Source organism: Shewanella gelidimarina (assembly GCF_023283945.1).
In the GTDB taxonomy this organism is placed as follows: domain Bacteria; phylum Pseudomonadota; class Gammaproteobacteria; order Enterobacterales; family Shewanellaceae; genus Shewanella; species Shewanella gelidimarina.
Window position 1 is genome coordinate 423,534 of sequence record NZ_JAKIKW010000001.1, and the last position, 16,337, is coordinate 439,870.

Genomic DNA, 16,337 nt, shown 5'->3' on the forward strand with positions numbered 1-16,337 from the left:
GTGAGTTTTCCTGTGTTTAAGTGGCAGTGATCTCAATCTGATGATTAATAAACCAATGGATTTGTTGGCGAATATCTAATTAACAGATTGCCATCACTACCCTGTTGTATGACTACATTATCTTTAGCTATTTAGTCTGGTAGCGGTTGCAGTCCCTAGAGGCGGTACAAGAGATAGGACTAGTAATCGCCTGCAGTTATTTTTTCACCTTCCCCAAGGGTATAAAGCAGGTTCTTTAATAGGCTAGAGGCGCCAAAACGGTAGTGCATGCAATCAGCCCATTCAGCACCAAACATACTATCAACCATATCTAAGTACTTTTTGGCTTCTTCAGTGGTCTGTACGCCACCAGATGCCTTGAAGCCAACTGTTTTTTCAACGCCCATCTGCTTGATAACCGACAATATAATTTCAGCAGCTTCAAGGGTGGCGTTAACGGGCACTTTACCTGTGGACGTTTTGATGATGTCAGCTCCAGCCCTAATTGAAATCTCAGATGCCTTTTTGATTAACGCAGCAGTTTTCAGCTCACCAGATTCGATAATGACTTTTAACAGAGTGTCACCGCAAACCGCTTTGCATTGCTTAACAAGTTCAAAGCCGACATCTTCATTGCCGGCCATCAGAGCACGGTATGGGAATACGACGTCTACATCATCTGCGCCGTACATGATAGCGGCTCTCGTTTCAGCAACGGCAATCTCGATATCGTCATTGCCGTGAGGGAAGTTAGTGACGGTGACAATCCGAATGTCGGGCGTACCTTGTAGATGCAGTTGTTTTTTGGCAACAGGAATAAAACGTGGATAGATACATATTGCTGCCGTATTACCGACAGTCGTTTTAGCACTCTTACACAGCTCGATGATTGTTTCATCTGTGTCATTGTCGTTTAACTTCGTCAGATCCATTAAGTTAAGTGCACGTAGCGCGGCTGTTTTTAAATTACTCATGGTTATTTCCTGTTGAGTTGTTGCTTATCGAATGTCTAATGCTTGGTGTTTTATTTGTCGCTATGCCGTTAAATGCTTATCTGAACGTTGGTGTCAGATTGATATGCGACCCAAGGCTGGAAGTGATCTTTGGTTCAAAATGAAAGTGAGGCGATTATAGGAACAGACTGCAAACTATAATAGATACAGAAATGGCTCTTTTATCTATAACAGATTAGATATTAGCTGCTATTGTGCTGAGAGCTGGGTATAGAAGGAGTCGTTTCGTTGGCAAAATATGAAAATTTGGTAGAGCAAATTCGTCGTCAAATTCAAAATGGTATTTGGAAGGTGGGTGATAAGCTGCCTTCGTTACGAAAACAGACTGATATCTCAGGCGTGAGCCTAATGACAGTGCTGCACGCTTATCAGGTACTGGAAAGCCAAGGGTGGATAGTTTCTCATGCTCGGTCAGGGTATTTTGTCGCACCTCAAGTCCAATACCTGAGTCCAAAGAAATCGGAAGTGACAATTCATACAACTGAAAATATCGATATTAACGACTTTATTTTTGATGTGTTACAAGCTAATCGGACGCCGCATCTAGTCGATTTTTGCTCTGTTTATCCTGATCCCAAGCTTTATCCTCGCCATCAAGTCAACAAATCTCTGATGACCGCGGCGCGTAACATGCCAACATCGAGCGCACTGGATAATCTGCCTCCTGGAAATGAAGACTTACGCCAACTGATTGCCAAACGATATGCTGCACAAGGGATGAATGTGCATCCTGACGAGATTGTGATCACTGCAGGCGCGCTTGAAGCGTTGAATTTGAGTCTTCAAGCTGTGACTCAAGCCGGTGATTGGGTTGTAGTGGAGTCACCGACCTTTTACGGTGCATTGCAGTCACTGCAAAAGCTGAATTTACGTGCGCTATCTGTCAGAACACATCCTCAAGATGGAATTGATCTTGAGGCACTTGAAAAAGCGCTGCAATCCCACTCGGTAAAAGCATGCTGGTTAATGACAAATCACCAAAACCCGTTGGGTTGTAGCTTGTCTGATGAGAAAAAGCAGGCTTTAATTCAGTTGCTTGCTGATTACAACGTCTACCTGATAGAGGATGATGTATATAGTGAACTGTATTTTGGTGGCAAGAAGCCATTGCCAGCGAAAGCCTTTGATCAGCAGGGGATGACAATGCATTGTTCATCTTTTTCTAAGTGTCTGGTTGCTGGTTTTCGAATTGGTTGGGTGGCCGCAGGACGCATGGCACTGCCGATCCAAAAACTTCAATTGATGAGCACATTATCTGCGAGTACTCCTATCCAACTTGCGCTTGCTAAATATCTATCCAGCTGTAATTACGAGAAACATTTACGCCAACTGCGTAGGAAATTAGAGCAACGTAAATTCGCTAACTGGCAGGTGTTACGGACATACTTTCCCGCCAATGTGAGTATCCATTACTCTGAAGGAGGATACTTTTTGTGGGTTGAATTACCAGAGCATCTGAATGCGACAACGCTCTACCAGCGAGCTTTGAAAGAGCGTATCAGTATTGCTCCAGGAAAAATGTTTTCCGCGAGCAAACAGTTTAATCATTGTTTTCGACTTAATTCGTCATTTGAGTGTTCGGATCGGGAAGTTGGTGCGATAAAACGATTAGCCGAACTTATCCAAAATATGCTGGATGAATAAGGTAAGCATCATCACGAAGAAGCGGTGAATAAAGCCGCTAGTTCCTTTTCCTTGTTTAATAACACTATCGCGTCTAACTTGAAAATTGCTTCAAAATGATGGGGAGCCGACTCCCCATTACTTGACTGTTGGTTATCTACTTAGCGACAAGTTTTAGTGAACTATTTCTGACGATGGCGTTAGCTTCATTGTTTCAAATCTGAATACAAATGCCACTGGCGGCGACCCGTCTCAAGTAGTATCCCTGCGGCAAGTCCTGCTGCAGTATTAACGAGCAGGCAAATTGCAGCGGTTGATAAAATCACAAAAATACAAAAAGGCTTACCGTCGATAAAGCGTTTTGACCACGCCAATTGAGTCCCCGCAATCGCCAGTAAACTGCCCAATACCGCCAGTGGAATAAGCGATAACAAGCTGGCAATGCCTTGCCCCCAAAAAGCAGCGATTAATAAACAGCTTGAGCCAAATATAGTCGGGGCCAACCAAGTACGAGCGCCAAAGTGATACTGTACTGCAAGCCCGCCTGCGCCGTGGCACATTGCGGTGGCACCGAACGGCGCTAACAGTAAGTTTGCCCAACCAGAGCTGGTGGCAAAACGCTCTGGTGAAAAATTATCTTTAGCGTCATTTGGGAATTTCTCTTTTGCTATCGCAGAGACTGCTATTACTGCATTGGTGAGCGTTAGCGCCAGTTGTGGCAGTACCAACAAACCAGCGGCAGAGCTCCATTCATCGAGACTTGGCCAACTCAATTGCCATGGGGTATAGCTTGAAAGATCAAAACTTGGTGCGGTGCCACTGTTTAGTTGCCATAAAATACCCATCGTAATCACCAATGGCATGGCTAAATAGCGCAGTGGTAAGAATTTGCTGCCAAAAAGCAGTGCAAAGGCAATGAGTCCGATAAGCCAGGTTTGGCTCATCATCTGTCCGCCCATCCAAATCAGTTGAATACCAATCGCTAACTGAATGCCGATACTAATGGCGGGAGATAGTTGCTTTGCCATCCATTTAATGGCGCCGCTATAAGCGAGAACCAGTAAAATAACGCCCATCATCATGCCGCTAGCCTGTAACATTCCAGGTGTTAAGCCTTGAGCTATCACCAGTGCTGTGATGACTTTCATCGGCTGTATTGGAATGGGGCGACGATAGAAGAATGCAGTAAATAAGGCGAACAAACCAAAACCCATAAAGATCCCTTGCGGGGAAAAATGGTTTAAGGCGATAAGGCCGAGGACTAAGGGTAGAAAGGTACCTAAATCGGCGAAGGCGCCGCTAAACTCTCCTGAATATTGGTTAACACTATCAAAGCGGTTGGGCTTACATCTCATATAACTTGCCGTGGGAAAAGAACCCGTTAACCATCGCAAGTTTAGTGCCAAGAATTTAACGGTTAATACACCGTAAAACCCGATTGAGTAAGCTATTTTCCAAAGTCACTGAGACAAGTTGACGCATGAGTGTAAACATTGTGGTCAATAGGTCTAATATTCGTGAGTCCTCAACTACCCCTTTAGTGCTATATCATTGAGTGGGTAGAGATGAAAAAAAGCAGTGATAGAGTGATCACTGCTTTCATCGGCTTACTTACTGCTGAGATATAGCATGTTTAAAGCTGATTATGCATATCGTTTAATGCTTGATGGAGTAGGTCATCATCATTATCTTGGTGGATGCTGTCATTGTTTGTAGGCTCATCAATGATCGCTGCAGAGTCAATATCAAACTGCTGGTGATGTTCTTTGTGCTCATCATCAAGCGGGTTGTCAAAGGCATCGACTTGTATTTCATCAATTAATGGATCCGCACCTGCAGACATATCAGCTTGTGTATAAGCGGCTAAATGATCAATATTATTGTCGCCCTTATATTCATCAGAAATAGTTTGTTTATCGATGCCTAACATATTCAAATAATGATCCACCGGATTACTACTGTGTTCAATAGTTGATGCAGTATGGGGAATCTGACTATGATCAATCGCCCCACCTTTATTGCTATCATCAGTGTCTAACTGCAGCGTAAAAGTGTCAGTTTCAATTGGTTGTTCTGGTTCATCATTCGAAGATGATGGAGCTGGATTCGCAGAAGCTTGATTATCATCTATAACATGTACACCAATCACCTGACTTACTTCTGCTGTGTCGGTACCGTCATGACTTATCGCCTTAACATCTAAGTCAAAATCTCCGTGGTATCCCGTAGGAGGGGTTACTTTAAGGTTGGTAAGATCAGCCGAATCAACCGTCCAAATACCATTATGTTCAGTACCTGCAGAAAGTACTGCATTGGTTGGCAAGCCTGAAATTTCAACCGTCATTGTTTCAGAACTGTCTGGACTAGCGACATGAATGTTTAACGCAAGATCTGAATCTTGGATGCCTGATATATCAGGGGTATCGAGATGAGACGATGCGGAATCAACATGCTTAGTGAAAAACATAGTGGGTGTATCCGCGTCGGGTGATAGCTTAATTGTCATCGCATTGGGCAATGTTACATGCCCATCAGTCACATCAAATTCAAGACGTAAATTACCATCGAAATTGAGCGTTGGATGTACTATCCAATGATCGGCCTCAGCTGTCAAAGTACCCCCTCCTATCAAGTGAACACTGCTTATATCTACATCCAATTTATCAGTTGAATCTGTATCTTGGACATTAGTAAGTAGCTCTGCCTTAGTAAGCGTCAGTAAAGAGTCCTCTACCATTACGGCTGGCTGATGGTGTGCAATGGTAGGTACGTCATTAGTTCCAATAATCTCGATTTTCAACTCTTGAACAACACTATGACCGTTACTGTCTGTTGCAGTAACAAGTATCTTATCGCTTAATCGATCACCTTCACCTAACTGTTGAACAGTGACATCATTGTTATGCATGTCATAGTGCCAATGACCATCTGCATCAATCGTTACATCACCATGCTGAGCAGATGATCCACCCTGCACTTGCCAGTTAACACCACTAGCAACTTTGACATTGCCGACTAATAAGTCTAATGAACCAGAAGCTGTCGATATACTATCTTCTGTCATAGACGCTTGAGCTGAGCCAAATATTTGAGGGCCATTGACTGAGCTTCCAATATGAATGGTAAGTGTCTCTTCTCGTGATACACCCTCACTATCTGTCAATATGACTTTGATGCTTTCTGTATGAATATGTCCTGAAGCGACTTCCGCATTCATTGCTGTACGTTCAGGCCCTGAACCGGAGAGTGTGAAATCCCACTTTCCCTGTGAATCAATATTAAAATAACCGATGTTTTTAATCGGAATTTGTTCACCTTGCAAGCTGGATAAATCTAAGTCATGGGTTAGATTATCTTGACCTATATATTGCGCAGTTAGGTGATCACCAGAGTCAACATCACTTAACATGATATGACCATAGGAATGTGTCTTAGTCAGAAACCCACTATCTATTGATCTTGATAGCTCAAATGTCCCCGTTAACAGAGGAGCATCGTTAGTACCATGCACACCAATATTAAGTAATGAGTGCTTTAACGTGCCCGCCGCATCGGTGTAATCAATTAAAAAGTTATCCGAATGTGTTTCACCTTCTCTCATTGACTGAATATTGAGGTTTTTGTTATCGAGTTGGTAATGATAGGTTCCATCAGCGCCCATTTTTAAGGTACCGTAATTACCGACTAAATCACCACTGGTTGTCACAGTGTTGTGCTGACTTAAACTGAACAAAGCCCCTGAAGCTGAGGTATGGGTATCTTCACTGGTACTTTCAGTTTTTACCAACGTAGACATATCTGCCGACACGACAAGGCTACGATCTACAATGCTCGTATCGGATGTCGCTAGGGACTGAACTTCTGCCTTAACATGATAATTACCGTCTGTAATTGCAGCAACATCTGTTGCGGCTATAACCAAGGACCACTGACCACTATGCACTTGGGTCACATAATCCTGATGATTAATGGTAACTTTAATATCATTGCCATCAACAACATGCGTGGTGGTTCCCGATACACTTAAATCTAGATTGTGATCTGTTGCATCAATCCAATCATCGCTAGACAAAACATCAATTTTTACGGTTGGCTGTGAAGTTTCGACTGTCACCTCTTGCGTTGCAGTCTTATAAACACCGCCTGGTAGCTCCTCATAGATCTGCATCGTGAACGTTCCATCTGGATGATCACTTTTGCTTAAATCTAATATCCAGTTTCCGTGTTGATCTACGATCGTATCTGCTTCACTTGTAAGTATTTTAGCACCCGGAGTGCCTGTTCCATGAACAATAAATTGACCATCACTGGTAATAAAATCTGTATGGCTGCTACCAGTGTCTGTTTCTAAAGATTCGATAACGAAAGGAGTTTGAGCGACGGTGACTTTTATAGGCACTGTTAATGAAAAGTTTTGGCCCGATTCAGTTATCGTTTCATGTAAAACGATGTCTTGAGATCCCGTATAGCCAGTGGGGGCTAATATTTGAGCCGCTGCTAGTTGATCGCTGGGTATATGGTAGGTGTTTGCGGGTACACCGACTCCATGCTCAGCTGGTACGCCAACAATAGACCAACCAGTGGGTAATTGGACGCTAGATTGAGTAATTGTTTCATGAGTATCAGCCGTATTGCCAATCAATACATCAAGGGAGATAGGTTTCGCTTCTACACCATGAACTTCACTATTCGCCGCTGAAATGCTCATATCTAAAATGGGATTAATATGAATGGTTTGATGATTTGTTGTCTCTTTATGATCACTGCCATCGGTATTGGTGGCGGTAATACTTAAGCTGATGGTAGTTGATTGATTTTGTGCCGTCAGTAAGGTGAGTCCTGTTAACTGCGCAGGGCTTAACGTATAAGAGCCATCGCTTTGTAACTGCCCAGCGCTTAATGTTGTACCACTTGGGATGCCTGAAATACTGATACTTTGGGTTTCGCTGGCATCGCTATCAATATCAAGACCGATACTCAGCGCCAGAGGCCCGCTATCTTCATCCATGGTTAAATCAGCAACACTTAACGTGGGGATTTCTGCCACGGCGGCAACGTCAATATTAACCGTGCTGTGTGTGATACTTGTATCGCCGACATGGCCATCAACGCTATCGGTAACTGTTGCATCTATGGTAAGTGATAATTTTCCAGAATAATCTTGGGGTAGCGTGAGCGCAATATTGCCAATGTCAGAGCCTGCCACGGTAAATGTGCCATCGGCATTAAGCGTACCTACCGATAAACTCGCGCCGACGGGCAAGCCATGAATAGTGATTGATTGCAGCTGTTCTGAGCCATCGGTGTCGGTGAGTATTGCCTGTAAATGCAAAGGAATGACAGTATCTTCATCTACACTGGCGACTTTAATATCAGTACCAGCAACGGTTTGTTCTCTGTCAACCCAAACGTTTAGTTGAGCAGAGGTGCCAATCTGTAATTCTTGAAAAAATTGATTGGCATCAACAGACGGACTTACAGTTGTAATATGAAACTGAAGATCCATTGTTTGAGGCGCATTATGCGTAACGACAAATTCAATATCTTTACCTTCAAGGATATCTCTATAGGTTTGCTGATCAAAAACGTTGAGTGCCGCAACGTCTCCTTTATTAGCGATATTAGCTATATCAAAATGTTGAGCTTCACTGAAAATACTGACTCCCTCAATTTTAATGTCCGTTATTTTGCTCCAGTCAAAACTAGGATCGCCAGTCGCGACGAGTGATAAATGAAATCCTGGGTAAAACGCATCCGCAGTACCATGAAAGTCACCTGGATCTGCATTCTTTACATCATTTAGCTTAGTGCTAACCATAGAATCCTGTTCCGCCATGCCATATGTCGTCACATCATCGACTAATTGGGTCACGCTAGCGGTTTTATGGGAGACCATCGGAATCGCTGACGCTTGTAAGCTAATACTGCCACCATCGGCGACGGCACTCACATCAATATGACCAGCGGCATTAGCGGTGGTATGGCCATCCGTCACATCAATGGTCATCGGAATCGCATTAGCCGCTAAATTGCTATTGCCGTGAAACACCCAATCGCTACCGTGATGGGTGAAGGTGCCATATTGCGCATCTAAGTGAATAGCTGACACACTTAAATTGTCACCATCAACATCACTGGCACCCACTAACTTGAGTATTTGAGCTTCAGTAAATGTTTTATCGGTATCTTCATTGGTGGTGCCTAAGTCAACGGCTGTCGCGGTTACCGTTGGCGCATCGTTAACATTCGCTATAGTTAGCGTGGTGGTGGCTGGCGCGCTATCAACGGTTCCGTCATTAACGGTATAGTTAAAATGCACATCGCCGTTAAAGTTAGCTGTGGGCTTAAAGGTTAGATTATTTATATCCGCATTATCAATTGCTTGATTTGCAGTAATGGCTACCCCATTGAGTAACATCAAACCTTGTGCTGGGTCTGGCAAATCGGTAATTGTGACGTGTGCTAATGTATCGCCAGTGTCGACATCTGTAAATCCAAAATTACTCGCGCTGAAGGTATAGTCTTTATCTTCAGTGCCAGTTAGTGCAACAGTCGTAATTGTTGGACCGTCATTACTGCCTTGAATTGTTATATCGACGACTTTGGTGGTGCCATCTGCTGTTGTCACTGTCACGTGATCGGTAAGCGACGCTGAACTGGCTAAAGCCGTCACTGCTGTATCGCCCGTGTTTAAGTTATAAGTCCAATTGCCACTTGAATCTATATTAAGCGTACCGTGTGTACCTGTTAAGCCTGTAACTGCTTGAAAATTCGACTCACCTGTATCAAGGTCTGTAATGGTTAACTGCCCACTAGCTGATAGATTTGTTTGGTCAGTAACTGAACCAGTAGCAACACCACCAAAAACAGGAATATCGTTAGTACCAGTAAAGGTTAACGTGGCTGTTTGATTAACAATACCACCGTCACCATCGGTGATTTCATAGCTAACCGTTATGTTTTCTGATGTGCCAGCCGGTAAATGATTAAAAGTAGCATGACTTGGATCTATTGTTAGGGTATGACCATCACTACCTAGTGTTACACCTGCAGGCAGGGTAGCGCTTGACGTTCCACTGCCGACGGCATAAGTCACCGAGGCAATACTGAGTGCTGCATTATCAGGATCCGTCGCTCCTTGTAGTAAATTAATAGTCGCTGCTGTGCCGCCTTCGGTTTCAGTATCGGTAAGAGCACTTGCTACAACTGGTGGCGCATTAACATGTAAGCTAACTGATTGCGTGGTTGATTCAGATTCACCACCTGAAGTAGCTGTTGCTGTGACATTAAAATGTAAGTCGCCATGAAAATTGGGATCTTTCATGTCGAGTTTTAAATCCGTTAAATCACTTGCATCCAATACCCAATATTTAGCGACGCTGTCATAGGTACCGTGATTAAGCGTTGCAGTGTCTGGCAAGCCACTAATTTTAAGGGTTAGCGTTTCAGCATCGCCGCCAGTATCTGTCAGCGCAGCTTGAAGATTTAACGCAATTAATGAACCTTGCTGCGCGGTTGCAGCACTCGCGCTTAACGTAGGCGCATCAACAGAGCCGTTGATGGTAATAATAACTTCACTGGTCGCTATTTCGCCGTCGGCGGTTTTCGAGGTAACCGCAATGTGCTCTTGTATGCTTTGATTAACGCCTAAATGGTTAACATCGGCGTTATTATTGTTGATGGTGTAATGATATTTCCCTGCCGCATCTATAGAGAAGTGTCCATATTGAGTCGCGTGATCCGCTTGGGCAACAAAAGCCGGATTATCACCATGATCAACATCAGAGGTTCTAAGTTCGCCATTAATGACAATATGTGCGGTATCTTCTTTTATATCAACTGTTAAGCCTGCTGGGGTAATATCACCAACAGTACTTCCGTTGATATCATAAATACGTTCAGCTGATGATTGGCCTGCTGCATTTTCAATATGCAACGTGTGCTGGCCATTACCTAATGAGGCAGCTGCAACTTCCCAATGACCGTGTGTATCAACAACGGCAGTGGTTATTGCATGACCTTGGTCGTCCTTAACCGTGATCGTTTCACCTGCGACGCCTTGCCCACTAATGACTGCTGCGCCAGGATGAAGATTGGTATAACTATGAAAATAAAGGTAATCAACTTCAGAACCACCGCCAGTACATACTCGATTAACAATACCGATATGCTGTGTTCCATCAGGCGCTTCAAATACAGCGATGCCACCTGTCCATGCGTTCCCATGGCCACTTGCACCACCCGAACCAGTATTAACCGTATCAGGTACGTGGTTTTGCGCCCACCAATCATGATTATCAATACGGCTGTAACCACCAGCGCCACTGTGCGCTGTTGAGATAGTTGCTTCATGGCCTGTTGGAATCCAGTTATGATCACTGCCAGGTTTATATAAACCCACCAATTTCATGCCAACACCAACTTCTACTTGATCTGCTCCCCAACGTGCTGCATTTTCTGTATCCGTGGGTGCCACATCAATATTTGCGCCGGTTGGTGCTGAGACCATCTCAAAATCATCAATCTTTAAGGTACTTGATGAGCCTGCAGGTGCTGCGTGTGCCGATTCAATAATTGGTTTGTCATTAGTGCCTTTGATGACGATATCAACTACTTGTGTACTGCCATCACTGGCGGTAAAAGTATGATGATCGATAACTTGATGCTTAGTCACATCATTATCGTTAGGGTCTAAATCTTGAATTTTGCTTTGATCAACAGTGTACGTCCATTGGCCATTAACCATGGCGATATGACCGTAAGTAGTAGCCGTTAAAGCAGTATCAGAGAATGTAGGGGTATCAGTAATATCAACGTCACTAATGGCTAAATGACCCGTTGCGGTACTGGTATCTCCAATATTGCCTTCGTTTAATGTCCCACTAGAATCACCGCTAATAACGGAGATATCGTTATCCGCAGTAAGGCTGGTTGTTGCTCCAGTATGCGTTACGCCACCGTGGCCATCTTTTATGTCATAACTAAAGTGTACAGGGCCGTTGTAATCACTCTTCGGGCTAAATCTGAAGGTTCCATCTTTATTGTCAATGATAGTCCCGTTATCAGCAACTAAATTGGCAATACTTAACTGGCCAATATCATTGTTGTCGATATCAGTCGCATTCGCGATTAACTCGGCAGTGGTTAGTTGAACGTCGGTGTCTTCAACACCGGGGGCAAGCTGAACCTCGGACGACACAGTAGGGGCATCATTAGTACCATGAACAGTGACTGTCAAAACTTGACTAGCGCTACCATCTTTAGAGTGTACGGTATGGGATTCAGTGAAAGATTCTCCAGCACCTAAGTGTTGAACTTCATCTATCGAATTATCAATCTTGTAGCTCCAGCTACTTCTGGCGCTAATGGTAAACTCTCCATGGTGAGCGGTAGAGATATTTTCAGCTTGAAGCTGAGCATCACCGTGGTCGACATCAATCACTTTTAGTAGACCACCCGCGTATAAATGGGTTGTACTCGCTGGCACAAAATTTTCTTCAGTAACATTCTGACTGGCTGATAGGGCTTGTGGCATAACCACTTCTATTCGAGCATTATCATTCTCGCCATGAATAGTAACCGTGATCACTTTTGTTTGGCCGTCGCTAGTTTGTACTTGATATTGATCCGTTAATGTCTCACCCGCTTTAAGTGAAGCGACTTTATCGTTCGCATGATGATTTCTTGCCATATCAAGATCATATTCATAGCTTCCATCAGGCCAAATGGTTAAGTCTCCATAGTCCTTAGCGCCGTTATCATTAGAAAACGCAAACTGAGTATGGTCGTTAGTGTCAGGGTCGACTAAGTTGAGAGTGCCTTTCACCATGCTGCCTAATTGGTAATAGGTGTGCAGGGCTTGGCTTTCTGTCATATCAATGGTTGAAGATTGTAATTGTGCTTTGTCATCGCTACCGGCCATTGTCAACGTTGCGACTGCGGGGCTTTGTCCACCATGATTATCATCAACCATGTAGTGCACAACGATATCGGCGTGTTGATTCGCACTGAGGTGTTGGAAAGTTGGATTGTGACTATCAATGATCAGTGTATGGCCGTCGCTAGCCAACCTGAGACCTGCTGGTAGTGGGCCTGTTTTACCCTCAAAAGTGACTTGGATTTGGCTAATCGATAGTGAGTCGCCATCCACATCAGTAGCATTGCCAAGTAGATTAACTTGGTGCTGTTTATCTGTGTCTTCAGTGAGGCTATCGGTAATAGGTGTTACGTCTGGATTATCGTTTATCGCGTGTAGAGAGGTTGTCGCTGCAGTATGTGTAATACCACCATGTGCGTCTTTAACATCATAAGTAAATTGTACTTCGCCGTTGTAATCTTTCTCGGGGGTAAAAGTGTAGGTGCCATTGTGATTATCAACGAGCGCACCGTGCGTTGCTTGCAAGTGGCTAACTGCTAGCGTATCAGTGCCATCAACATCGCTTGCATGAGCTAGTAAGTCTTTAGTATGAATGATAACGGGCTTATCTTCAGTGCCAGCGGGGAGTTGTGCCCATGAGCTAACAATGGGTTTGTCGTTGCTGCCAGTGACATCTATGGTGATTTTATGCGGAACTGCGACACCCGACGAGTCGGTAGCCGTTACCCAAAAAGACTCATGCTTTTGTTGGCCAGCCGCAAGTTGATCGGCACTACTTCCAACTGAATTATCGAGCTGGTATGCCCAATTTCCTTGTTGATCGATGACTAGACTGCCATAGACACCTTGGGGTTGAGTCACTGCCCAGCTTAACGTGTCGCCAGTATCTGGATCCGTTGCCGTTAGTATCCCCACAGCTTTAGCAACTCCAGTGATTGAAGTTCCTGTTTCAATGACGGTACCAGTCGAGTTTCCTGAAACAACGGGAAGGTCATTGGTGCCATGAATGATCACTTCAACATCATAGTGGCCAGTTCCATCGGCTGAGCTGACAGTAAAGGTTTCTTTGATAGATTCATTTGCCCGCAGTTGTTGAACGGCTGGATTACTATTATCGATGTGATATTTCCATTCACCAGAACTGGGCTCAACCTCAAAAACGCCGCCAATTTTGGTGGTGTGAGTCTCTGCTTTTAGCAAAGACTCACCTTGATCTGGATCGTGGGCATAAAGCACTCCTGCGACGCGTAAAGAGTTGGCCAATGCCGATGGTCCTGAATTGCCTGACACGCGTTCTTCATAGACATCTTCGTGGCCGCTATCGCCTAAGCCACCACCATAGCTATGTGCTGTTATTGTGGCACCATCATTCGAGCCTGTAATAGCAACAGTGACTGTATGTTGCACTGGGGTGCCGGACGAGTCTGTCGCGGTAACAGTGAATGTTTCATTCACCTTTTGGTTAGCGGTTAAAGCATTGGTTGATGGATTTGAATTGTCTAACTGATAGTGCCATTGGCCATGTTGATCAATAGTAAGACTGCCATATGAACCGGTACCATTAGTGACAGCCCAAATGCTAGTGTCTGTAGTATCGGGATCAACAGCAATTAGCTTACCTGTAGCTTCAAAGTTACCAATCGATGTACCAGATTCAGTGACTGAGCCTGACGAAATTCCAGAGACGACGGGTAAATCGTTAGTGCCGTCGATGCGGATGATGAGGTTCTGTGGTGCGCTACTGCCAGAGTTGCTGTCTGTGGCGATCACCGGAATGATCAGGGTTTCATGTTCACCTACAGCTAAATGATTAAAGCTGGGATCTGTGGGATCTAATTTATATGAACCATCGACGTTTAGGCTAAATCCCGCATGCTGATAGGTCGTGCTGAATATCGCGGTATCACCATGATCTAGATCGGTGGAAGCGATCCTGCCTGTTACTACTGCAGCACCTTCATCCACCGTCTTCGAACTTATGTGGCTTACCACTGGAAGATCGTTAGTGCCGTCGATTCTAATGATCAAGTTCTGCGGCGCGCTGCTGCCACCTTGATTGTCTGTAGCGACGATGGGGATGATCAGCGTTTCATGCTCACCAACTGCTAAATGATTAAAGCTGGGATCTGTAGGATCTACTGAGTAACTGCCATCGGTATTTAGGCTAAAGCCCGTATGCAGATAGGTTGTAGCAAAGTTTACAGTATCGCCATGATCGAGATCAGTGGAAGCGATCTGGCCTGTTACTACTGCAGCACCTTCATCAACGATCTTCGAACTGATATGACTGATGACAGGCAGATCGTTAGAACCGTTGATGCGGATGATGAGGTTTTGCGGTGAACTTGCACCGTTATTACTATCAGTGGCAGTAATGGGGATGATCAGAGTTTCATGTTCACCGACAGCTAGATGGTCGAAACTTTGATCGGTAGGATCAACTGAGTAACTGCCATCGGTATTGAGCGTAAAGCCCGCATGTTGATAGGTTGTAGTAAAGTTTACAGTATCGCCATGATCGAGATCGGTGGAAGCGATCTGGCCTGTAATGCTTGAGCCACCATCATCCGCCGTCTTCGAACTGATATGACTGATAACTGGCAGATCGTTAGTGCCGTCGATTCTTATGATCAAGTTCTGCGGCGCGCTGCTGCCACCTTGATTGTCGGTAGCGACGATGGGAATGATCAGGGTTTCATGCTCACCTACAGCTAAATGGTCGAAACTTTGATCGGTAGGATCAAGTGTGTAACTGCCATCGGTATTGAGGCTAAAACCTGCATGAGTGTAGGTTGTGGCAAAGGTTGCAGTATCGCCGTGATCGAGATCGGTAGAAGCGATCTGTCCAGTGACTACAGTGCCACCCTCATTAGCGATTTTCGAACTTATGTGGCTTACCACAGGAAGATCGTTAGTGCCGTTGATGCGAATGATGAGGTTTTGCGGTGAACTTTGGCCACTATTATTATCAGTGGCTGTAATCGGAATGATCAGGGTTTCATGTTCACCAACAGCTAAATGCTCAAAACTTGGGTTGGTGGGATCAAATGTGTAACTGCCATCGGTATTTAAGTTGAAACCCGCATGCTGATATGTGGTGCTGAAGGTTGCGCTATCGCCATGATCGAGATCGTGTGACGCGATCTGGCCTGTCACCTTTGCGCTACCCTCATCAACGATCTTAGAGGTAATATGGCTGACAACGGGTAGATCGTTAGTGCCGTTAATGGTGACAATGATCTTCAGCTCTGTGCCATCGATGCTACGAACCAACAAAGTATCAGTAACGGTTTCACCCGTTTTAAGGCCTTGGATCTGTGGATTGCCGTTGTTGCTGGTGTAAGTCCAATGGCCATTATTATTGATACTTAGCTCGCCATATTGGCCTTGCAGGTGATCTGCTGTGAATTGATCTTGACCAGAGTCGGGGTCAGTAACCGTTAACTGACCATCGGCGCGCAAAGTGCCGCCACTGGCGAGGTCTTTATCTTCAGTCAGGCTTGCAGTTGAAGTTCCGCCAATGACGGCTTTATCATCACTGCCGTTAATGGTGACAGTAATTTTCTGCTCGGTACCATCTACTGAATGCACCAACAAAGTATCAGTAACGGTTTCACCCGTTTTAAGCCCTTGGATCTGTGGATTGTCGTTGTTGGCGGTGTAAGTCCAATGGCCGTTATTATTGATACTCAACTCGCCATATTGGCCTTGCTGGTGATCTGCTGTGAATTGAGCTTGACCAGAGTCGGGGTCAGTAACCGTTAACTGACCATCGGCGCGCAAAGTGCCGCCACTGGCGAGGTCTTTATCTTCAGTCAGGCTTGCAGTTGAAGTTCCGCCAATGA

General features: G+C 44.7%; 4 protein-coding genes. 1 reads left to right on the forward strand and 3 read right to left on the reverse strand.

Features of this window, described 5'->3' with window-relative positions; translation table 11 throughout:
- Positions 1–179: 179 nt before the first annotated feature.
- Entirely contained in the window at positions 180–953 is a 774-nt protein-coding gene (deoC, locus tag L2729_RS01865) for a deoxyribose-phosphate aldolase (protein WP_248986704.1), read from the reverse strand.
- A 267-nt stretch (positions 954–1,220) separates the two neighbouring features.
- Here deoC and L2729_RS01870 point away from each other — a divergent pair, with 267 nt between their 5' ends.
- Positions 1,221–2,636, forward strand: a complete 1,416-nt coding sequence (locus tag L2729_RS01870; RefSeq protein ID WP_248986705.1) for an aminotransferase-like domain-containing protein — start codon at positions 1,221–1,223, stop codon at positions 2,634–2,636.
- Between the two features lie 185 nt (positions 2,637–2,821).
- On the opposite strand, the gene L2729_RS01875 is transcribed toward L2729_RS01870, so the two are convergent.
- Both L2729_RS01875 and L2729_RS01880 read right to left on the reverse strand, forming a co-directional pair.
- The gene (locus L2729_RS01875; RefSeq protein ID WP_101090271.1) at positions 2,822–3,970 is read right to left on the reverse strand and encodes a putative sulfate/molybdate transporter; all 1,149 of its coding nucleotides are present in this window, start codon (positions 3,968–3,970) and stop codon (positions 2,822–2,824) included.
- Between the two features lie 278 nt (positions 3,971–4,248).
- Positions 4,249–16,335, reverse strand: coding sequence for a VCBS domain-containing protein (locus L2729_RS01880; RefSeq protein ID WP_487250768.1), 12,087 nt, complete (start codon positions 16,333–16,335; stop codon positions 4,249–4,251).
- Between the last annotated feature and the right edge of the window lie 2 nt (positions 16,336–16,337).

Coding starts and splice junctions, on each gene's coding strand:
- deoC (WP_248986704.1), bottom strand. CDS start 953: ATGAGTAATTTAAAAACAGCCGCGCTACGTGCACTTAACTTAATGGAT.
- L2729_RS01875 (WP_101090271.1), bottom strand. CDS start 3,970: ATGAGATGTAAGCCCAACCGCTTTGATAGTGTTAACCAATATTCAGGA.